The sequence below is a fragment of the Kitasatospora sp. SolWspMP-SS2h genome, assembly GCF_003259315.1.
Classification (GTDB): domain Bacteria; phylum Actinomycetota; class Actinomycetes; order Streptomycetales; family Streptomycetaceae; genus Kitasatospora; species Kitasatospora fiedleri.
Window position 1 is genome coordinate 143,582 of sequence record NZ_QLLT01000018.1, and the last position, 20,583, is coordinate 164,164.

Consider the following 20,583-nt stretch of genomic DNA (forward strand, 5'->3'; position numbering starts at 1 on the left):
TTGCGCGGAACGGTGCGGCAGTATGTCGGCCATGACCTCCAGCCTTCGTGACGAGACCTCGCCGCCCGGCCCCGCGCAGGCCGACGGTCCGCTGCCCAACACCGTGGTGGTGCCCGCGGACGAGGACCCGGTCGCGGAGGCCGGCAGCGAGCTGTTCGGCGGCCCGCCCGGGCGGCGGGCGCTGCTGGGGGTCTCCTGGTGGACGCCGGCCAAGTTCCTCGCGCTGGCGGTGATCGCGGTCTACGTGCTGGGCCTGTTCCAGAAGGCCCCGTGCTACGACGACGGCTGGTTCCACGGCGCCACCACCCAGTACACGAAGGCCTGTTACAGCGACATCCCGCACCTGTTCTCCGGCCGCGGCTTCGCCGACGGGCTGCACCCGTACCTGGACCCGATCCCGCATGGCTCGCCGGACATGCAGTACCTGGAGTACCCGGTGCTGACCGGCCTGTTCATGCAGGTCGCGGCCTGGCTGACCACCCACAGCGGCGACCTGATGAGCCGTGAGCAGTGGTTCTGGATGGTCAACGCCGGGATGCTGATGATCTGCGCCGTGGTCGCGGTGGTCGCCACCTCGCGCGCCCAGCGCCGCCGCCCGTGGGACGCGCTGCTGTTCGCCCTGGCCCCGGCCCTGGCGCTGAACGCCACCATCAACTGGGACCTGCTGGCGGTGGCCCTGGCCGCGGTCGCGATGGCCTACTGGTCGGGCTCCCGGCCGGTCTGGGCGGGCGTTTTCATCGGCCTGGCGACCGCCGCCAAGCTCTACCCGGTGCTGCTGCTCGGCCCGCTGCTGGTGCTCTGCCTGCGGGCCGGCCGGTGGAAGGAGTTCGGCCAGGCGTTCGGCGGCGCGGCCGGGGCCTGGCTGGTGGTCAACCTGCCGATCATGCTGGCCAACTGGAAGGGCTGGCTGACCTTCTACAGCTTCAGCCAGACCCGCCGGGAGGACTACGGCTCGTTCTGGCTGATCCTGATGCAGGGCATCCGCAAGGGCCGGAACCTGGAGACCCTGAACACCTGGATCGCCGTCCTGCTGGTGCTCAGCTGCCTGGCGGTCGGCTGGCTGGCGATCAGCGCCCCGCGCCGCCCGCGCTTCGCCCAGCTGGCCTTCCTGGTGGTGGCGGCCTTCGTGCTCACCAACAAGGTGTACTCGCCGCAGTACGTGCTCTGGCTGATCCCGCTGGCGGTGCTGGCCCGGCCGCGCTGGCGCGACTTCCTGCTCTGGCAGGCCTGCGAGGTGCTGTACTTCCTCGGCGTCTGGTCGTTCCTGGCCTACAACGGCGACGGCAAGCACCACGGCATCGACCAGGAGTGGTACCACTTCGCCATCGCCCTGCACCTGGTCGGCACCCTGTACCTCTGCTACATGGTGGTCCGCGACGTCCTCCACCCGGAGTGCGACCCGGTCCGCTGGGACGGCAGCGACGACCCGTCGGGCGGCGTGCTGGACGGCGCCCCGGACCGGTTCGTGCTCGGCGCCGCCCGCGGCCTGCGCGAGGAGGAGAGCTACGCCGCGTACGCGCCGCGCTCGGACTGGCTGGGCAAGGACCCGGAGCCGGTCGTCGAGCTCGGCGCGGAGCCCCGGCCCGAGAAGTGATCCGGGAAGTGATCCGGGAGGCGGCCCGGTGAGTCCTCCGGGACGCCGCCCGGCCCCGTGAGACCCGGAGCCGCCGGAGCCCCGCCCGCCGTCACGGCGGGCGGGGCTCCGGCGTTCGGCCGGGCACCGGGGGGGCGGACTCAGCGCTCGACCACCCGGTCGAAGTGGGTGGTGGTGTGCCGGACGGTCAGGGACAGCTCGTCGCCGATCGCGGGCGGCTTGAGCCGGCCGGGCAGGAACAGGATCGACACCTGCATGTGCGGCGGCTCGGCGAACCACAGCTGCCTGCCCTGCCAGGAGTACGGCGACAGCGTCCGGTTGACGGTGCCCAGAGCGGCCCGGGCCAGCCCCTTGGCCCGGGGCAGCACCCCGTGCACGTACTTGGGGGCCTCCAGGCCGACGCCGTGCGCGGTGCCGCCGGTGGCGACCAGCAGGTGGCCGTCGGAGGGGGCCCTGTGCTGCCGGTAGCCGTAGCGCTCGCCGCGGGAGACCGGGGTGACGTCCAGGACGGTGGCCCGGGAGGAGAGCGCCTCCACCTCGCCGAGCCAGAGCCGGGTGCCGATCCGGGAGCGGAAGGCGGTGCCGGGGTGCCGCTCGGCCAGCCGCGGCCCGTCCGCGGCGGACAGGTGGCTGAGGTAGACCGTGCCGGTGGGCAGCCCGGCCTCGCCGACCGCCCGGACCAGGCCGGACACCTCGTCCACCGGGTCGCTGCCGTCCGGCCGGTCCAGCGGCAGGTGCAGCGCGAAGCCCTCCACCGCCAGGTGCCCCACCGGCAGCCGGGGCAGCTCACCGGCCGCGACGCCGTGCCGCCGCATCGAGGTCATGCACTCGATCACCACCCTGGTCCCCCCGGGCAGCGCGGCCAGCGCCTCGGCGTGCGCGACGGTGCGCACCACCCGCCCGGCGGGCAGCTCGACCTCGGGCTCGCCCGCCCGGTAGGGGGTGAGCACCAGCAGGTCGCCGGGGAAGTCGCCGGCCACCGCCGCCGCCTCGTCCGTGGTGCCCACCGCCAGCGTCGGCACGCCCAGCCGGGCGGCCTCGGCGGCCAGCCGGGTGTTGCCGAAGCCGTAGCCGTTGCCCTTGGCGACCGGGACGAGCCCGTCGAACTCGGCCAGCAGGCCGCGCTGGTGCGCCCGCCAGCGGCCGGTGTCCACGTACATCGTCAGGGTCATCGCGTTCTCTCCGTGGTGTTCTTCGGGTGGCGCACCGGCGGGCGTCCGGCGACCGGGCGTCCGGCGACCGGTCGGCGGGCGAGCGGTCGGCGACCGGTCGGCGGGCGAGCGGTCGGCGGCCCGCCGGCCCGGCCGTCCGGCTCAGCGGCGCGACATGTAGAGGTCGAGCGCCTTGTGCAGGAGCTTGTTGAGCGGGAAGTCCCACTCGCCGAGGTACTCCGCGGCCTGGCCGCCGGTGCCGACCTTGAACTGGATCAGCCCGAACAGCGGGTCGTCCTCGTCCAGGGTGTCGCTGATCCCGCGCAGGTCGTAGACGCTCGCGCCGAGCGCGTAGGAGTCCCGGATCATCCGCCACTGGATCGCGTTGGACGGCTTGACCTCGCGCTTGTGGTCGGCCGAGGCGCCGTAGGAGTACCAGACGTGCTCGCCGACCACCAGCATCGTGGTGGCGGCCAGCGGCTCGCCCTCGTGGTAGGCGAGGTAGAGCCGCATCCGGTTCGGGTCCTCGGCGGTCAGGGACTGCCACATCCGCTGGAAGTAGGAGAGCGGCCGGGGGGTGAAGTGGTCCCGCTCGGCGGTGACCACGTACAGCTTGTGGAAGACCGCGAGGTCCTCGTAGCCGCCCTGGACCACCTCGACGCCGCTCTTCTCGGCCTTCTTGATGTTGCGCCGCCACAGCTGGTTGAAGCCGCGCTGGACGTCGTCCAGCGAGCGGCCGCCCAGCGGCACCTGGAAGACGTACCGGGGCTGGACGTCGCCGAAGCCGGCGCCGCCGTCCTCGCCCTGCAGCCAGCCGGAGCGGCGCAGCCGTTCGGCGGTCTCCAGGGCGCGGGCCTCGGTGAAGTCCGGCTCGACGTCGCGCAGCCGCTTGGCCCCGTCGCCGGCGATCGCCTCCTTGATGGTGGGCGCCTCCCAGCGGCGCACCACCACCGGCGGGCCCATCTTCACCGAGAAGGCGCCCTGCGACTTCAGGTGCGCCAGCATCGGCTTGAGCCAGCGGTCGAGGTCCTGGTCGAACCAGTCGATCACCGGCCCCTCCGGCAGGTAGGCCAGGTACCGCTTCACCTTGGGCAGCTGGCGGTAGAGGACCAGCCCGGCGCCGACCAGCTCGCCGGAGGCGTCGAACCAGCCCAGGCTCTCCGCGCGCCACTCCGCCTTCACGTCCGCCCAGGAGGGCACCTGCATGTGGCTGGCCGAGGGCCGGCTCTGCACGAAGGCCAGGTGTTCCTCGCGTGTGATCGTCCGCAGCCGCAGGCTCATGCTCCGTGCTCCTCCTCGTGGATCCCCCCATGGTGACCCTATCGTCCGAATGGTCCGATTCGACCGGGAACCGACCCGACATGATGATGCCCTCCCGGCGGCACCCGCTGATACAGGTACTACGCCGGGAGGGCATCGGAGGCCCAGCGGAGGGAGGCGGACTCAGCCCGCCCCGCGCCGGGGGGACGTCACCACACGCCCCCGAACAGGCCGCCGTGCGCCACGCCGAGGAAGAGGCCGAACGCCGCCGCGCCGGTGCCGATGACGACCGCGAAGCGTTCGGCGGTGGTCACCGAGAGGAACAGCCCGGCCAGCCCGGTGAGCACCCCGAACAGGCCGGTCCACGAGGTCAGCAGGTGCAGGTGGTGGAAGAACGAGGTGACGAAGGCGATCACCCCGAGCAGGACGGTCACGCCGACCAGGGCGTTCTCCCGCGGGTGCGGGTGTCCGTCGGTGTTGAGGGTGAACTGCGACCGGTGCTGCGGCCTGGGGACGGCCTGTGCCATGGGACCCACCTCCCGGGAGAGGGAACGTTCGTTCTGTCCAGATTGCGGCCGGTGTGACCGAAGTGACAACCGCGGCGGCCAACTGTTTTGTCCGCCGGTCGGCTGACCCGGTAGGCTGGCCCCTCTGCACTGGTGTAGGGGCGTGCCCGCATGCCCGCGTCCACCGGTGCCGACGCGCACAACCCTCCTGCCACGGAAATGCCGTGGCCGTTGAGTCCAAAGGAGGTGGGTTACACATGCGTCACTACGAGGTGATGGTCATCCTCGACCCCTCGGTCGAGGAACGCGCTGTCTCCCCCCTGATCGAGAGCTTCCTCAACGTCGTCCGCACCAGCGGCGGCAAGGTGGAGAAGGTCGACACCTGGGGCCGTCGTCGCCTGGCGTACGAGATCAACAAGCAGTCCGAGGGCATCTACTCGGTCATCGACCTCAAGGCCACGCCCGAGGTCGTCAAGGAGCTCGACCGCCAGTTCAGCCTGAGCGAGTCGGTTCTGCGGACCAAGGTCCTGCGCCCGGACACCCACTGAGCCCACTTCCGGCGTCCGCGCCGGAGGGCTCACGTCCGGTGTTCCACGTGGAACACCGCTGACGAGCACCGCAGAACTCCTTTCCGAGAGGTCATCACCACATGGCAGGCGAGACCGTCATCACCCTCGTCGGCAACCTCGTCGACGACCCCGAGCTGCGCTTCACCCCGTCGGGTGCCGCGGTGGCCAAGTTCCGCATCGCGTCCACCCCGCGCACCTTCGACCGCCAGACCAACGAGTGGAAGGACGGCGAGAGCCTCTTCCTCACGTGCAACGTCTGGCGGCAGCCGGCGGAGAACGTGGCCGAGTCGCTGCAGCGCGGCATGCGCGTGATCGTGCAGGGCCGACTGCGCCAGCGGTCTTACGAGACCAAGGAAGGCGAGAAGCGGACGGTCTTCGAGGTCGAGGTCGATGAGGTCGGCCCGAGCCTGCGCTCGGCGACCGCCAAGGTCACCCGCGCCAACCGGACCGGCGGTCCGGGCGGTGGCGGCGGCGGCTTCGGCGGCGGCGGCCAGCAGGGTGGCGGCGGCTTCGGCGGCGGCAACCAGGGCGGCGGCAGCTGGGGCGGAAACCCCGGCGGCGGCAGCCAGGGCGGCCCGTCCGACGACCCGTGGGCGTCCAGCGCCCCCGCGTCCAACCAGGGCGGCGGCGGCTGGGGTGGAAACTCCGGCGGCGGCTACTCGGAAGAACCCCCGTTCTAAGCGGTGCCCGGCGGGCCCCCCGCGGGCCCGCCGACGCTGACAGATCTCGTACCTAACGGAGCACACAATGGCGAAGCCGCCTGCTCGCAAGCCGAAGAAGAAGGTTTGCGTCTTCTGCAAGGACAAGGCCACGTACGTGGACTACAAGGACACGAACCTGCTGCGGAAGTTCATTTCCGACCGCGGCAAGATCCGTGCCCGCCGGGTCACCGGCAACTGCACCCAGCACCAGCGTGACGTCGCCACGGCCGTGAAGAACAGCCGTGAGATGGCCCTGCTGCCCTACACCTCCACCGCGCGCTAAGAGAGGGTGACCGAAGAATGAAGATCATCCTCACTCACGAGGTCCCCGGCCTCGGCAGCGCCGGCGAGATCGTCGAGGTCAAGGACGGCTACGCCCGTAACTTCCTGGTCCCGCGCGGCTTCGCCATCCGCTGGACCAAGGGCGGTCAGAAGGACGTCGACGCCATCCGTCGCGCCCGGAAGATCCACGCCATCCAGACCCTCGAGGCCGCCAACGAGGTCAAGGCCAAGCTCGAGGGCCTGCAGGTCAAGCTGGCCGTTCGCTCCGGCGAGGCCGGCCGCCTGTTCGGCTCCGTGACCCAGGCCGACGTCGTGGAGGCCATCAAGGCCGCCAGCGGCCCGGCCGTGGACAAGCGCGCCGTCGCGATCGCCTCGCCGATCAAGACCGTGGGCACCCACAAGGTCTCGGTCAAGCTGCACGGTGACGTCCAGGCCAACCTCGACGTCAACGTCGTCGCCGCCTGAACGCAGTCGTAGCGGTGCCGTAGCGACCGTGCCGCAGGGCACGCCGCGAGGCACCCGGAGGGCCGGACCCCGTCTCCACGGGGTCCGGCCCTCCGGCCGTTCCGGGGCCGCCGCCGTGCCCGGTCCCCGGTGCCGTCCTCAGGCCCGGACCGCGCCGGTGACCATCCAGCGGCCGGTGCGCACCCGGCCGGCCAGGAACGCGGCCCGGCTCAGCATGAACAGGTTCATCGCCCACCACAGCCCGGCCAGCCCCAGGCCCAGCGCCGGGACGGCCAGCGCCGCCGGGACGAACAGCAGCAGGGTGGCCGTCATCGCCCAGGCCAGGTAGCGGCCGTCGCCCGCGCCCATCAGCACCCCGTCCAGGACGAACACCAGCCCGCCCACCGGCTGGGTCAGCGCGGCCAGCAGCAGCGCGGTGGACAGCTGCCCCCGCACGGCCGGGTCGGAGCTGAACAGCGGGACGTACAGCGGGCGGCCCAGCACCATCAGCAGCCCGAACAGCACGCCCGCGCCGAGGCCCCACTCGACCATCCGCCGGGTGGCGGCCCGGGTGCCCGGCAGGTCGCCGGCGCCCAGGTAGCGGCCGATGATCGCCTGCCCGGCGATCGCCACCGCGTCCAGCGCGAAGGCCACGAAGGACCAGACGGTCATGGTGATCTGGTGGGCGGCCACCTCGGCGTCGCCCAGGTGCGCGGCCACCGCGGTGGCCAGCACCAGCACCGCGCGCAGGCTCAGGGTGCGCACCAGCAGCGGGCCGCCGGCCCGGGCCGAGGCGCGGATGCCGGCGGCGTCCGGCCGCAGCGTCGCGCCCTCCCGGCGGGCGCCGCGGACCACCACGGCCACGTACACCGCGGCCATCGCGTTCTGCGCGATCACGGTGCCCCAGGCGGAGCCGGCCACCCCGAGGCCGGCGCCGTACACCAGGCCCAGGTTGAGCAGCAGGTTGGCGGTGAACCCGCCGATCGCCACCAGCAGCGGGGTGCGGGTGTCCTGGAAGCCGCGCAGCACGCCGGTGGCGGCCAGCACCAGCAGCATCGCGGGCACCCCGAGCGCGCTGATCCGCAGGTAGGTGACGGCGTGCGGCTCGGCGGTGGCGGAGGCGCCGAGCAGCCGGGCGGCCTGCGGGGCGAACAGCAGGGTGAGCACCACCAGGCCGGCCGAGAGGAGCAGCGCCAGCCAGATCCCGTCGATGCCCTGCTGGACGGCGGCCCGCCGGTCGCCCGCCCCGATCCGGCGGGCCACCGCGGCGGTGGTGGCGTACGCGAGGAAGGCGAACACGCCGACGACGGTGGTGAGCGCGGCCGAGGCGACGCCCAGGCCGGCCAGCTGGGCGGTGCCGAGGTGGCCGACGATCGCCGAGTCGGCCATCAGGAACAGCGGTTCTGCGACCAGGGCGCCGAAGGCCGGGACGGCCAGGGCGAGGATCTCCCGGTCGTGGCGGCGGCGGTCGGCGGCGTGCGGACGGGCCGTGGGCGGTCGGACGGGCATGGGCACAGCCTACTCATCCACAGGTAATGGCTGTAAGTGCCCTGTGACACTTACTTTCGCTGTGGACGGACCCGGGCTCGAACGGCCTCTCGAACAGGCCCCCGGCTCGGGCCCCGGGTGTGTGAAGAATTTCTCATGCACAGGCTGTGCGGAGAGTCACCGCAGGTCAGCGATGTCCCACCAGGGTGATCGTGTGGTTATCCACAGTGGTGTCCACAGGGTTGTGCACAGCTTTGGCGGAGTTACCCACAGCCTGGGGACAGTTATCCACACCCCCTGTGGATAACCGCCTTTGAACAACCGCCCGAGCCCCCGTACCGTGGCTCCGGACCAGACCCCGGTGGCCGCGTGACACCGCCCGCACACGGCCGGAACTGTCGGCTCGGTGGCGTAGGAAGGAACGCGCCCCACCGGACAGGCCCGCACCAACTCGCACCGCTCGCTGATCGGGGAACACGCGTGACCGGCCCCCAGTACGAAGACCACGACGCCCCGCCGCCGGAGGACGACTGGCAGCCGTCCGACGACGCCTTCCCGCTGGACGCCTTCCCCGACGTCCCGGGTGACCGCCTCCCGGTCTCCCGCCGCTCCGGCGCCCCGGCCGGCCGCGAGGGCTCCGGCGGCTCGGGCGGGTCCGGAGGCTCCGGCGGGTCCGGCGGCGGCTTCCAGCGGCGGGACGGCGGCAAGGGCGGCGACCGCTTCCCGGCCAAGGGTGAGCGCCGCGACCGGGACGGCGACCGCGAGGGCGGCTTCGGCGGCGAGGGCTTCGAACGCGTCCCCCCGCAGGACCTGGCGGCCGAGCAGTCCGTGCTCGGCGGCATGCTCCTCTCCAAGGACGCCATCGCGGACGTCGTCGAGGTGCTCAAGCCCGCCGACTACTACCGCCCCGCCCACGAACTCATCCACGGCGCGATCCTCGACCTCTACGCCCGCGGCGAGCCCGCCGACCCGATCACCGTGGCCGGCGAACTCACCAAGCGCGGCGAGCTCACCCGCGTCGGCGGCCCCTCCTACCTGCACACCCTGGTCAACTCCGTCCCCACCGCGGCCAACGCCGAGTACTACGCCGAGATCGTCCACGAACGCGCCGTCCTGCGCCGCCTGGTCGAGGCCGGCACCCGCATCGCCGGCATGGGCTACGCCGCCGAGGGCGACGTCGACGACATCGTCAACGCCGCCCAGGCCGAGATCTACGCCGTCACCGAACAGCGCACCAACGAGGACTACGCCCCCCTCGCCGACATCATGGAAGGCGCCCTCGACGAGATCGAGGCCATCGGCTCCCGCTCCGGCCAGATGTCCGGCGTCCCCACCGGCTTCGCCGACTTCGACCAGCTCACCAACGGCCTCCACCCCGGCCAGATGATCGTCATCGCGGCCCGCCCGGCCATGGGCAAGTCAACGCTCGCCCTGGACTTCGCGCGGGCCTGTTCGATCCACAACAACCTGCCGAGCGTGATCTTCTCGCTCGAAATGGGCCGCAACGAGATCGCCATGCGCCTGCTGTCGGCGGAGGCACGGGTGGCGCTGCACCACATGCGGTCGGGGAACATGACGGACGACGACTGGACGCGGGTGGCCCGGCGGATGCCCGAGGTGAGTGCGGCGCCGCTGTACATCGACGACTCCCCGAACCTGTCGATGATGGAGATCCGGGCCAAGTGCCGACGGCTCAAGCAGCGCAACGACCTGCGGCTGGTGGTGATCGACTACCTGCAGCTGATGCAGTCCGGCGGGTCGCGGCGGGCGGAGAGCCGGCAGCAGGAGGTCTCGGACATGTCCCGGAACCTGAAGCTGCTGGCGAAGGAGCTGGAACTCCCGGTGATCGCGCTCTCCCAGCTGAACCGCGGCCCCGAGCAGCGCACCGACAAGAAGCCGATGGTCTCCGACCTGCGCGAGTCCGGCTCGATCGAGCAGGACGCCGACATGGTGATCCTGCTGCACCGCGAGGACGCGTACGAGAAGGAGTCGCCGCGCGCCGGTGAAGCCGACCTGATCGTGGCAAAGCACCGAAACGGCCCGACTGCGACCATTACCGTCGCTTTCCAGGGCCACTACTCGCGCTTCGTGGACATGACCAGGGACGTGACCTGACCTGACCTGACCCGGCCCGGGGCGGCTCGACTTCTGCGGTGGCGCGCGGGGTGTCTCAGAACCAGTGCAGGCAGTGCGGTGCGCGGTCGGTGGGGACGCAGGTGACCCCGCCGTCGCGGACGGTCAGCAGGTGGCGCCGGTGCTCGCCGAGGAACGGGTCGTCGACGTCGAGGACGAGCGTGCCGTCGGTGCTCCAGCAGCGGCACGGCCCTGCCGCGGTGCAGCAGTTCGACCGTCCCGGCCTCGACGGACCCGGCCCGGGCGGGGGCGAGGGCGGCGCGCCGCCGGGGGACGGTGTAGCGCTGGGTGGAGGTGGCGGGCCCGTAGCCGAAGCGGCGGTGGATCAGCGACTCGGAGGCGAGCAGCACGGCCAGCACCTCGCCGCGTCCGCGCAGTTCGGCGAGTTGGCGGCGCATCATCGCGGTGAGCACGCCCCGCCGCCGGTGCGAGGGCAGCGCGCCGACGGCCGTCACCCCGGAGACCGGGACGATCCGCCCGCCGGGGAGGGTGAGTTCGAAGGTGTAGGCCCCGGCGGTGCCGATCGGCCGGCCGTCCGCGTCGTGGGCGAGCAGGCCGCGCTCCGGCTCGAACGCCGACCACCAGACGCCGCCGCCGTCCGCGCCGGGCGGGCCGACGAACATCCCGAACGCGGCGTGCATGGTCTCGACGAAGAGGTCGAGGTCCTGCTCGGTGGTGGGCCGGATGTCGATCAATGCCGCCGCCTTCCGCGGTAGCCGTCGCCTGTCCGGGGCCAGTGCAGCCCGCTCGCCCGTCCACGGTCAAGGGATTGAACGGGGTCGGGTAGGGTCGCCCGCCATGGACGATGACCTGGAACTGCTGCCGCTGCCGGACCGGGCGGCCGAGCTGCTGGCCGGGGCGGGGGCGCCGCCGCGGCTGGTGGCGCACCTGCGGCTGGTGCACGACGTGGCGGCGCGGCTGGCGGACTGGGCGGCGGAGCGCTGTCCGGAGCTGGCGGTGGACCGGGAGGCGGTGCTGTTCGGGGCGGCCACCCACGACATCGGGAAGGCGGTGCACCGCTCGGAGCTGTCCGGCCCGGGCTCGGCGCACGAACCGGCCGGGCGGGAGCTGCTGCTGGCGGCGGGGGTGGCCCCGGAGCTGGCCCGGTTCGCGGCCGGGCACGCCGACTGGGGCCCGTCCTCCACGGCCGAGGACCTGCTGGTCTGCGTGGCCGACAAGGTGTGGAAGGACAAGCGGGTCCCGGAGCTGGAGGACCTGCTGGTCGACGCCCTGGCGCGGGCGGGCGGCGGGGAGCGCTGGACGTGGTTCCTGGGCCTGGACGAGCTGCTCACCGCGATCGGCGCGGACGCCGGGGCGCGGCTGGCGTACCAGGGGCGTTTCCCGGTCTGAGCCGGTCCGGTCCGGTGCTGCTCCCGGTCCCGGGTCCGATCCAGGTCCGGGGCCGGGGTCGCTAGTCGAGCGTGACGGTGCTGCGGAAGACGGTCGCGCCGGGGCCGGTGAGCAGCGTCGCGGTGCCGTCGGCCGGCAGGAACGCGGACTCGCCCCGGTGGAGCGTCAACGTCCGTCCGTCCGAGGCGAGTTCGGCCGTTCCCGCGGTGCAGAGCAGGATCTGCGGGGCGTCGCCGGGCAGGGTGGCGGGGCGGTCGGTGAGCTCGTAGCGGGAGAGCCGGAACTCGTCGATCGGCACCGGGTAGTGCCGTTCGCCGTCCGGGCCGGGCGCGGGGCGCAGGATCTCCGGGCGGCCGGCGCGGAAGTCGACCACCTTGAGCAGTTCGGGGACGTCCACGTGCTTGGGGGTGAAGCCGCAGCGCAGCACGTTGTCGGAGTTGGACATGATCTCGACGCCGGTGCCGCGCAGGTAGGCGTGCGGCAGCCCGGCGCCGAGGTAGAGCGCCTCGCCGGGCTGGAGCCGGACGTGGTTGAGCAGCAGGGCGGCGACCAGCCCGGGGTCGCCGGGGTGCTCGGCGGCGGCGAAGGCGTACCCGGCCAGCTCGCCGGTCGGGTCGGCGGGGGCGGCGGCGGTGACCGCGCGGGCGACGGCGGCCACGGTCTCCCGGCCCGCCGCGCCGGTCAGGCCGAGCGCCCCGGCGAGGGCCCCGGCGAGCGCCTCCGGTTCGGGCTTCGTGCGCAGCAGGTCGATCAGCGGGGCCAGCCCGGGGACGTCGAGCGAGGCCATCAGGGCGGCCGCGCCGGCGGGGGTGCGGAAGCCGCACAGGCCCTCGAACTCGTCGAGCGCGCAGATCAGTTCGGGCTTGTGGTTGTCGTCCTTGTAGTTGCGCTCCGGGGCGTCCAGCGGGATGCCGCGGGCTTCCTCCTCGGCGTACCCGGCCCGGGCCTGCGCCCTGGTCGGGTGGGCCTGGATGGAGAGCGGCAGGGCGGCGGCGAGCACCTTGAACAGGAACGGCAGCGTCGGCCCGAACCGCTCGACGGAGGCGGCGCCCAGTTCGCCGACCGGGTCGGCGGCGATCAGCCGGTCCAGCGGGACGGGACCGTCGCCGCGGTCGACCAGGGACGGCGCGCCGGGGTGGGCGCCCATCCACAGCTCGGCCTGGGGCGCACCGGTGGCGGGCCGTCCGAGCAGCTCGGGGACGGCGGTGGTCGAACCCCAGGCGTAGTCGCGGACGGTGTTGTCGAGCCGGTCCATCAGTGCTCCCGGAAGGGTGTGTGCGCGAGGTGCCCGGTGGCCGGGGACCAACGACAATAGTCGACGCCCGCGGCGGGCCGGGGGTTGCGGTGATCACCCTCCTGGGCGCGCCCACCCGGCGGCGCGGGGGCCTTCCGGCCAGGCTGGACGGGACGGGCCGGCCCGCGCCCGCCGCCGCACCGACCAGGGGAGCAGCCGTGACCGCGTCACCGTCCGACGAGAGCGCCCCCGGCCGCCGGGCGGACGCCGCACCGGCCGTCCGCCCGTTGGAGGTCGAGGTCTTCACCGGCCCGGAGAGCGCGTTCTTCGCCACCTCCAGCCTGATCATGGGCGAGCGCACGGCGATTCTGGTCGACGCCCAGCTGACCCGCAGCGCCGGGCGCGAGCTGGCCGAGTGGATCGCCGGCAAGGGGCGCGAGCTACTGGCGATCGTGGTCAGCCACCAGCACCCCGACCACTACTTCGGCGCGGAGGAGGTGCTGCGGCTGTTCCCGGCCGCGCAGCTGCTGGCCGCGCCCTCGGTGGTGGAGGGCATCGGGCGGACCGCGGCGGCGAAGGTCGCGCAGTGGAAGCCGGTGTACGGCGACGACGTCCCGGACCAGCCGCTGCTGCCCGCGCCGCTGCTGCCGCGCCCGCTGATGATCGACGGCCAGCTGATCCGGGTCCTGCAGCTGGGCCAGGGCGACAGCGCGGGCTCCACCATCACCCACCTGCCGAGCATCCGCACCGTGGTCGCGGGCGACTTCGCCTACAACGGCACCCACGTCTGGACGGCCGACACCGACCCGGACGCCCGCGACCAGTGGTCGCACAACCTGGGCCGGATCGCCGACCTCGGCGTGGACCGGGTGATCGCCGGGCACCGCGCCCCCGGCATGGACGACGCCGCGCACCGGGTGCTCGCCTTCACCGCCGGCTACCTGCGCGACTTCGACGAGGCGCTGCACGACCACCCCGAGGACGCGGAGGCGCTGGCCGCCGCGGTGAACGAGCGCTACGGCGGCCTGACCCTGCCGGCCATCCTGGAGCACGGCGCGGCCGCGAACGTCGCGCGGCGGGAGGTCCCGCACGAGGACAACGGGATCGTGGACGCGGAGATCGTCGACGGCGACGACCAGTGACCCCGCGGGGGCGGCGCCCGGGGAGCGGCCCCGGGGAAGCGGCGCCCGGGGAGCGGCCCCGGAGGAGCGGCGGCCGGGGAGTGATACTGCGGGGGTGACGCGGAACGGGTACGACGCGGTGGTGGCGGCCGGCGGGGCGGGGCGACGGCTCGGCGGGATCGACAAGCCCGCCCTGACGGTCGGTGGACGCCCGCTGCTGGACCGGGTGCTGGCGGCCTGCGCGGACGCCCGCGAGGTCCTGGTGGTCGGCCCCGAGCGGCCCACCGAGCGGGCCGGGGTGCGCTGGCTGCGCGAGGACCCGCCGGGCGGCGGCCCGCTGGCGGCGGTGGCCGCCGCGCTGCCCGCGGTGACCGCGCCCCGGGTCCTGCTGCTCGCCGCCGACCTGCCGTTCCTGGACCGGCCGACGGTGGGGCGGCTGCTGGCCGCGCTCGACGGGGACGGCGGCCCGGACGGCGCCCTGCTGGTCGACGCCGACGGCCGCGACCAGCCGCTGGCCGCCGCCTACCGCACCACCGCCCTGCGCGCGGCGCTCGCCGCCCTCGGTGACCCGTCCGGCCGCCCGCTCCGCCACCTGCTCGCCCCGCTCCGCCTGACCCGCCTGCCCGATCCGGCGCACGCCTCCTTCGACTGCGACACCTGGCCGGAGCTGGCCGCGGCCCGCGACCGGGCGGGGCGGGAGACCGGGGGGTCCTGAGGAGGAGGACGGGGGCCGCGCACGACGGGCGGGTCCGGCGGCCTCCCCGACCCGGCGGCACCCGCCCGGAGCCGCCCGCGGCCCGTGGCCGTCCGGGGCGCGGGGTCGGCTCCGGCGGGGTGCTCACGGCGGGCGGGGGCGGGGGGTGAGCGAAACGACGTGCGGCGCTCACCGGGGAAGCGGTCGGCGGGTGCCCGGATCGGGCAGCATGGGCGTCATGGAGCGCACATTGGACGAGTGGATGGCCGCGGCCGCTGCCGAGCTGGGCGTGGACCTGGCGGTGGACGTGCGCGGGCTGTTGGACATGACCCGGGTGGTCGCGCACGGGGTCGAGCGGCCGGCGGCGCCGCTCACCGCGTTCCTGGTCGGCTACGCGGCGGCCGGGGCCGGTGGCGGCGCGGCGGCGGTGGCCGAGGCGAACGCGAAGGCGGTGGCGCTGGCCGAGCGCTGGGCCGCTGCCGCTGCCGCTGACGACGCCCACGCCCCGGCTGCCGCTGATGCCCCGGCGGCCCCGGCGGCCGACGGCGCGGACGGGCGATGAGCGGGCCGGCGGGGATGGGGACGGTGGACCCGGCCGGTGACGTCCGGTTGACCTCGGTGGCGGCCACCTTGCGCGGGGGCCCGTGGCGGGCGGCCCGGGACGCGGCGCGGGCGGCGGGGGCCCGGCCGCTGCCGGTGGAGCGGGTGGAGCTGGCCGCGGCGGCGGGGCGGACGCTGGCCGAGCCGCTGGCGGCACTCACCGACCTGCCGGCCTTCGACACCTCGGCGATGGACGGCTGGGCGGTGGCCGGTCCGGGGCCGTGGCGGCTGTCCGGCCGGGTGCTGGCGGGGCAGCCGTGCGCGCCGCTGGCGGACGGCGCGGCGGTGGAGATCGCCACCGGTGCCCAGTTGCCGCCGGGCGCCACCGGGGTGCTCCGGCGTGAGCACGGCGTGCTCACCGAACGTCCGGACGGCGCCGTCCAGGTGCGCGGTGCGGTGGTGCCCGGGCAGGACGTCCGGCCGCGCGGGCAGGAGTGCGGCCGGGGCGAGGAGCTGCTGCCCGCGGGGCTGCCGGTGACTCCGGCGGTGCTCGGGCTGGCCGCGGCGGCCGGGCACGACCGGCTGGCCGTGCACCGCCGTCCGACCGTCGAATTGCTGGTGCTGGGCGACGAGTTGCTGGTGGCGGGGCTGCCCGGTCCGGGCCGGGTGCGGGACGCGCTCGGTCCGCTGCTGCCGCCCTGGCTGGCCGGGGCGGGGGCCGAACTGCTCGGCGGCCGCCACGTCCGGGACGACTTCGGGCTGCTGCGGGACGCGATCCGGCACTCGCCCGCGGACCTGGTGCTCACCACCGGCGGCACCGCCGCCGGGCCGGTGGACTTCCTGCACGCCGCGCTGGAGGCCACCGGCGGGCACCCGCTAGTGGACGGGGTGGCGGTGCGGCCCGGGCACCCGATGCTGCTGGCGGCGCTGCCCGGCGGCCGTCACCTGGTGGGGCTGCCCGGCAACCCGCTGGCCGCGGTGGCGGGCACCGTCACGCTGGCCCTGCCGCTGCTGCACGCGCTGTCCGGCCGGGCCGCGCCGGCCGCCGGTCCGGTCGAGCCGCTGGCCGCCGCGCTGCCCGGGCACCCCGTCGACACCCGGCTGCACCCGGTGCGCCGGACCGCCGCCGGGCTGGCCCCGCTGCCGCACGACGGACCGGCGATGCTGCGCGGTCTGGCCCGGGCCGAGGCGCTGGCGGTCGTCCCGCCCGGCGGCCTGGCGGCGGGGGAGTACGCGGAGGTGCTGGCGCTGCCCGCGGCCTGAGCCCCGGAATCCGGCGGGCGGGCGGGCGGACGCGAGGAGGGGGCGGTGTTCCACGTGGAACACCGCCCCCTCCTCGCGCCCCGGGTCAGTGGGTGACCTGGGTGCCCTGCTTGATGACGATCAGGCGGTCGGTGAGCTGGAGCACCGCGGCCTCCGGCTCGGTGTAGTTGAGCACACGGCGGCCGCGGACCACCGCCACCACCAGGTCGTCCAGCTCGCGCGGGCTGCGTCCGGCCTCGGCCCTGGTGACCGGGCGCTCGGTGACGTCCAGGCCGTTGCCGTAGGTCAGCAGGTCCTCCATCACCGCGCCCGCGTTGGGGCTGAGCATCGACATGCCCAGCAGTCGGCCCGCCGAGCTGGAGGAGGTGACCACCACGTCCGCGCCGCTCTGCCGCAGCAGCGGGGCGTTCTCGTCCTCGCGGACGGCGGCGACCACGGTGGCGGCCTTGTTCAGCTGGCGGGCGGTCAGGGTGATCAGGGCGGCGGTGTCGTCGCGCTCGGGGGCGACCACCACCTGGGCGGCGCGCGGCAGTTCGGCCCGGATCAGGGTGGCGGCCCGGGTGGCGTCGCCGAGCACGCCGACCAGCCCGTCGTGGGTGGCCTGCTCGACGGCCTTGGCCTGCGGGTCGACCACCACGATGGACTCCTTCGGGACGCCCTGTCCCAGCAGGGTGTCCACGGCGCTGCGACCCTTGGTGCCGTAGCCGATGACGACGGTGTGGTCCCGCACGGTGTGCCTCCAGCGTTCGATCCGCCACTGCAGGCGGGTGCGTTCGGTGAGCACTTCGAGAGTCGTGCCGACCAGGATGATCAGGAAGACCACGCGCAGCGGCGTGATCACGAGGATGTTCACCAGCCGCGCGCCGTCGCTCACCGGGGTGATGTCGCCGTACCCGGTGGTGGAGAGGGTGACGGTGGCGTAGTACGCCGAGTCGAGCAGGCTGACCGAGGTGTCCGCGTTGTCGTGGTAGCCCGCGTGGTCCGCGTACACGATCAGCGTGGTGGCCGCCAGCACGCCCAGCGCCAGCAGCAGCCGACGGGCGACCTGGAGGGTCGGCGGCCGGCCCGGCCGGGACGGGAGGGCGATCCGTCGGGTGGGGTCGGTGGTGTCGGTGCCCGCGTCCCGGAAGAGACTGCGCGTCAGGAAGGACGGTCGGGCACCCGGGTCCTGGGGCGGGGTGGTTTTCGGCACAGGGACAAGGATGGGGGGTCGGGTCGCCCCGGGGTGACGGCGGGGCCGGAGTGTCGCCACCCTGTCCGGTCCGCCCCCGAGGCCCTGACGGACTGTCCGTTGACGGCGAGGGGGGCGGGGTGCGCGGGAACGGGAGGCGTAGCGTGGCGGCCATGCGAGCCATCACGATTCCCGAGCCCGGCGGCCCCGAGCGGCTGGTCTGGGCCGAGGTTCCCGATCCCGTCCCGGCGGCCGGCGAAGTGCTGGTCGAGGTCGCCGCCACCGCGGTCAACCGGGCCGACCTGCTGCAGCGCCAGGGCTTCTACGATCCGCCGCCCGGCAGTTCCCCCTACCCCGGCCTGGAGTGCGCGGGACGGATCGTCGAGGTCGGCCCCGGGGTGGCCGGCTGGGCGGTCGGCGACGAGGTGTGCGCCCTGCTCGCGGGCGGCGGCTACGCCCAGCGGGTGGCCGTCCCCGCAGGCCAACTGCTGCCCGTGCCCAAGGGGTTGACGCCGCAGCAGGCGGCGGCGCTGCCCGAGGTGGCCTGCACGGTGTGGTCCAACGTGTTCCAGGTCGCCCACCTGCGCCCCGGCGAGACCGTCCTGCTGCACGGCGGCGCCAGCGGCATCGGCACCATGGCGATCCAGCTGGCCAAGGCGGTCGGCGCCCGGGTCGCGGTCACCGCGGGCAGCCCGGAGAAGCTGGCCCGCTGCGCCGAGCTCGGCGCCGACCTGCTGATCGACTACCACCGGCAGGACTTCACCGCGGAGCTGACCGCGCTCGGCGGGGCCGACGTGATCCTCGACATCATCGGCGCCAAGTACCTGGAGCGGAACATCGACGCCCTGGCGGTCAACGGCCGCCTGGTGGTGATCGGGCTGCAGGGCGGCGTCAAGGCCGAGGTCGACCTCTCCACCCTGCTGGCCAAGCGGGCCGCCCTGGTCGCCACCAACCTGCGCGGCCGCCCGCTCGGCGAGAAGGCCGCCATCGTCGCCGCCGTCCGCGAGCACGTCTGGCCGCTGGTCGAGGCGGGCGCGGTCCGCCCGGTGGTCGACCGGGTCCTGCCGATCACCGAGGCCGCCGAGGCCCACCGGGTGGTCGAGTCCGGCGCCCAGGTCGGCAAGGTGGTCCTGGAGGTGCCGGGAGCCGCCGACTGACGGTCGACATGCCCGGAGTGTCCGCATATGTGAGTCTGGTCACAAGCTGTTCCGCCTCCGCCCGCACCCCGCTGCGGACGGCCGTCGGGAGGACCTGCTTTCCATGCTCGCTCGCCGCCGCCCCGCCCCCGCCGTTCCGGCCCGTGCCACCGCCTGCCCGCCCGCGCTGCGCCGCTGGGCGGCGCTGACCGGAGTGGCGCTCCCGCTGCTGCTGGCCGCCCCAGCCCTGGCCGCCGACCCGGCGGCCGGGCCGGGGCAGCAGGCGCAGGCCCAGCTAGACGCGGCCCGGGAGCAGGCCCGAGCACAGCTGGACGCGGCGCGCGAGCAGGTGGCCGGGCTCGCGGCCGAGGTCACGGTGCCACCGGTGAGCCCGGCGCCGGGCGGCGCGATATCCGGGCCGACCGCCCCGGCCCCCGTCCCCGGGACGGCCGCCCCGACCGCCGCCTCCACCCGCACCGCCACCGTCCCGGCCGCCCCGGTCGCGCCAGCCGCGCCAGCCGCGCCAGCCGTCCCGGTGGAACCGGCCGGACCGGCCGAGCCCGCCGCGCCGGTCGAGTCGGCGCAGCCGTCCCCGGCCGCTCCGGCCCCCTCGTCCGCCGCGCCGTCCACCGCACCGTCCGCCGCGCCCACGCCCTCCCCCGAGGCGTCCCCGGGCCCCGCGGAGCAGCCCGAGCCCACCCCCTCCCCTTCCGCCCCGCCCGTGCCCGGGTACGGGCGGCACCAGCAGGCGGTGGTGCCGCCGCTCCCGCCGTCGCCGGAGCCCTCGGACGGCGGGACGGCGGAGGCGAGCGGGACGGCGGAGACGAGCGGGGCGGCGACCGTGGCGGCCTCCCCGGTCCGGCCGGCGCCGCCGGCCCGGCCGGGCGGGAGCGGCGCCGGACGGCAGGCGGCGCCCGCGCCGGAGGCGGCACCGCCCGGCCGGAGCGGCCCGGCCGCGGACCCGGCGGAGGACGAGGCGCTGCCGGACGAGGCGGGAACGGCCGACCCGGGGACGCCGTCGGAGGCCGCGGACGGGGCGCTGGCCGCCGGGCCGGTAGTGCCGGCCGTACCGCCGCTGCACTGGGACGATCCGTCCCTGCGGCTGCTCCCGCTGGGCGCCGGGCTGGGAATGATCGGCCTGGGTCTGGGTTTGATCGGGCTGAGGCTGCGTAGGCGCTAGGCCGGCAGCGGTAAGACGGAGCGGCCGGGGCGGGACGATCGGCGGTCCGGCTTCGTTGACCTCCGTAGCGGATGAAGCATATGAAGGAGCTATGACCAACCCGATGAACGAGCGGTCTCAGCAGGAGCCCTTCCCGGCGGCACAGGCGGCGAACGGGAGACCGGAGGACAGCCCGAAGGTGCTGATCGTCGGGCCGGACGGGATGGCGGTGGGCACCGCGCCGGCCGGCGGGCTCGGACGGGGCGACGGGGACGACGAGCCGCGCGAGCTGCCGGTGACCGAGATGGTCGAGCAGCCGGCGAAGGTGATGCGGATCGGCAGCATGATCAAGCAGCTGCTGGAGGAGGTGCGGGCGGCGCCTCTCGACGAGGCGAGCCGGGCGCGCCTGAAGGACATCCACGCCAGCTCGATCAAGGAGCTGGAACTGGGCCTGGCCCCGGAGCTGGTCGAGGAGCTGGAGCGGCTGTCGCTGCCGTTCGCCGACGACACGATCCCGACCGAGGCCGAACTACGGATCGCCCAGGCGCAGTTGGTGGGCTGGCTGGAGGGCCTGTTCCACGGCATCCAGACCGCGCTGTTCGCCCAGCAGATGGCCGCCCGGGCCCAGTTGGAGCAGATGCGGCGGGCGCTGCCCCCGGGCCTCCAGGGCGCGGAGGGCGACCCGGAGGAGGGCGGTCCGGGCCGCGGAATCCGCTCCGGTCCGTACCTGTAGCCCTACCCACGGTGGCCTTCTCGGGGCCGCGCTTCGGCGCGGCCCCGAACCGCT

Annotated in this window: 19 protein-coding genes and 2 pseudogenes; 14 read left to right on the plus strand and 7 right to left on the minus strand. The window is 74.7% G+C overall.

Annotated elements, in window-relative coordinates; translation table 11 throughout:
• The first annotated feature begins 31 nt into the window (after positions 1-31).
• A complete protein-coding gene (locus tag K353_RS22860; protein WP_111555410.1) occupies positions 32-1,594 on the plus strand; it encodes a glycosyltransferase family 87 protein in 1,563 nt (520 codons plus the stop codon).
• Positions 1,595-1,734: 140 nt separating this feature from the next.
• On the opposite strand, the gene K353_RS22865 is transcribed toward K353_RS22860, so the two are convergent.
• The 3 genes from K353_RS22865 to K353_RS22875 form a co-directional block, all read right to left on the minus strand.
• Complete coding sequence (locus K353_RS22865; RefSeq protein ID WP_111555411.1) at positions 1,735-2,766, minus strand: alanine racemase; 1,032 nt, start codon at positions 2,764-2,766, stop codon at positions 1,735-1,737.
• Between the two features lie 141 nt (positions 2,767-2,907).
• Positions 2,908-4,026 carry a peptidoglycan bridge formation glycyltransferase FemA/FemB family protein gene (locus tag K353_RS22870; protein ID WP_111555412.1) on the minus strand — a complete coding sequence of 373 codons (1,119 nt, stop codon included), beginning with the start codon at positions 4,024-4,026 and terminating at the stop codon, positions 2,908-2,910.
• A gap of 188 nt (positions 4,027-4,214) precedes the next feature.
• A complete protein-coding gene (locus K353_RS22875; RefSeq protein ID WP_100837242.1) occupies positions 4,215-4,532 on the minus strand; it encodes a hypothetical protein in 318 nt (105 codons plus the stop codon).
• Between the two features lie 236 nt (positions 4,533-4,768).
• Here K353_RS22875 and rpsF point away from each other — a divergent pair, with 236 nt between their 5' ends.
• From rpsF to rplI, 4 genes are all read left to right on the plus strand, one after another.
• Entirely contained in the window at positions 4,769-5,059 is a 291-nt protein-coding gene (gene rpsF / locus K353_RS22880) for a 30S ribosomal protein S6 (protein ID WP_030457607.1), read from the plus strand.
• Between the two features lie 101 nt (positions 5,060-5,160).
• Positions 5,161-5,760 carry a single-stranded DNA-binding protein gene (locus K353_RS22885; protein ID WP_111555413.1) on the plus strand — a complete coding sequence of 200 codons (600 nt, stop codon included), beginning with the start codon at positions 5,161-5,163 and terminating at the stop codon, positions 5,758-5,760.
• A 67-nt stretch (positions 5,761-5,827) separates the two neighbouring features.
• Positions 5,828-6,064, plus strand: a complete 237-nt coding sequence (rpsR, locus tag K353_RS22890; RefSeq protein WP_033214207.1) for a 30S ribosomal protein S18 — start codon at positions 5,828-5,830, stop codon at positions 6,062-6,064.
• Between the two features lie 17 nt (positions 6,065-6,081).
• On the plus strand, positions 6,082-6,528 hold the full coding sequence (rplI, locus tag K353_RS22895) for a 50S ribosomal protein L9 (RefSeq protein ID WP_100837244.1): 447 nt from the start codon (positions 6,082-6,084) through the stop codon (positions 6,526-6,528).
• Positions 6,529-6,666: 138 nt separating this feature from the next.
• Here the strand turns inward: rplI and K353_RS22900 are convergent, their stop codons facing one another.
• Positions 6,667-8,016 (minus strand): MATE family efflux transporter, encoded by a 1,350-nt coding sequence (locus K353_RS22900; protein WP_111555414.1) that lies wholly within the window; start codon positions 8,014-8,016, stop codon positions 6,667-6,669.
• Positions 8,017-8,553: 537 nt separating this feature from the next.
• On the opposite strand from K353_RS22900, the gene dnaB reads away from it, so the two are divergent.
• Entirely contained in the window at positions 8,554-10,110 is a 1,557-nt protein-coding gene (dnaB, locus tag K353_RS22905; protein WP_370447640.1) for a replicative DNA helicase, read from the plus strand.
• Here the strand turns inward: dnaB and K353_RS37255 are convergent.
• Positions 10,071-10,823, minus strand: coding sequence for a GNAT family N-acetyltransferase (locus tag K353_RS37255; protein WP_370447636.1), 753 nt, complete (start codon positions 10,821-10,823; stop codon positions 10,071-10,073). The genes dnaB and K353_RS37255 overlap by 40 nt on opposite strands.
• A 103-nt stretch (positions 10,824-10,926) precedes the next feature.
• Here K353_RS37255 and K353_RS22915 point away from each other — a divergent pair, with 103 nt between their 5' ends.
• Complete coding sequence (locus K353_RS22915; RefSeq protein ID WP_111555415.1) at positions 10,927-11,478, plus strand: HD domain-containing protein; 552 nt, start codon at positions 10,927-10,929, stop codon at positions 11,476-11,478.
• A 61-nt stretch (positions 11,479-11,539) separates the two neighbouring features.
• On the opposite strand, the gene manA is transcribed toward K353_RS22915, so the two are convergent.
• Complete coding sequence (gene manA / locus K353_RS22920; RefSeq protein ID WP_111555416.1) at positions 11,540-12,733, minus strand: mannose-6-phosphate isomerase, class I; 1,194 nt, start codon at positions 12,731-12,733, stop codon at positions 11,540-11,542.
• A gap of 197 nt (positions 12,734-12,930) precedes the next feature.
• Here manA and K353_RS22925 point away from each other — a divergent pair, with 197 nt between their 5' ends.
• From K353_RS22925 to K353_RS22940, 4 genes and pseudogenes are all read left to right on the plus strand, one after another.
• Entirely contained in the window at positions 12,931-13,854 is a 924-nt protein-coding gene (locus tag K353_RS22925; RefSeq protein ID WP_111555417.1) for an MBL fold metallo-hydrolase, read from the plus strand.
• A 94-nt stretch (positions 13,855-13,948) separates the two neighbouring features.
• A pseudogene (locus tag K353_RS22930) lies at positions 13,949-14,525 on the plus strand (molybdenum cofactor guanylyltransferase); the annotation flags it as partial.
• A 144-nt stretch (positions 14,526-14,669) separates the two neighbouring features.
• Positions 14,670-15,089 (plus strand): annotated as a pseudogene (locus K353_RS35970) (DUF6457 domain-containing protein); the annotation flags it as partial.
• Positions 15,086-16,330, plus strand: coding sequence for a molybdopterin molybdotransferase MoeA (locus tag K353_RS22940; RefSeq protein WP_233533768.1), 1,245 nt, complete (start codon positions 15,086-15,088; stop codon positions 16,328-16,330). The pseudogene K353_RS35970 and the gene K353_RS22940, both read left to right, overlap by 4 nt.
• An 85-nt stretch (positions 16,331-16,415) precedes the next feature.
• Here the strand turns inward: K353_RS22940 and K353_RS22945 are convergent, their stop codons facing one another.
• Positions 16,416-17,474, minus strand: coding sequence for a TrkA family potassium uptake protein (locus tag K353_RS22945; protein ID WP_370447641.1), 1,059 nt, complete (start codon positions 17,472-17,474; stop codon positions 16,416-16,418).
• A gap of 200 nt (positions 17,475-17,674) precedes the next feature.
• On the opposite strand from K353_RS22945, the gene K353_RS22950 reads away from it, so the two are divergent.
• The 3 genes from K353_RS22950 (at position 17,675) to K353_RS22965 (ending at position 20,529) form a co-directional block, all read left to right on the plus strand.
• On the plus strand, positions 17,675-18,658 hold the full coding sequence (locus tag K353_RS22950) for an NAD(P)H-quinone oxidoreductase (RefSeq protein ID WP_111555420.1): 984 nt from the start codon (positions 17,675-17,677) through the stop codon (positions 18,656-18,658).
• A gap of 103 nt (positions 18,659-18,761) precedes the next feature.
• Positions 18,762-19,817: a hypothetical protein gene (locus K353_RS34480; RefSeq protein ID WP_158585466.1), complete on the plus strand. Its 1,056-nt coding sequence runs from the start codon at positions 18,762-18,764 to the stop codon at positions 19,815-19,817.
• Between the two features lie 91 nt (positions 19,818-19,908).
• Positions 19,909-20,529: a bacterial proteasome activator family protein gene (locus K353_RS22965; protein WP_111555423.1), complete on the plus strand. Its 621-nt coding sequence runs from the start codon at positions 19,909-19,911 to the stop codon at positions 20,527-20,529.
• The last annotated feature ends 54 nt before the right edge of the window (positions 20,530-20,583 follow it).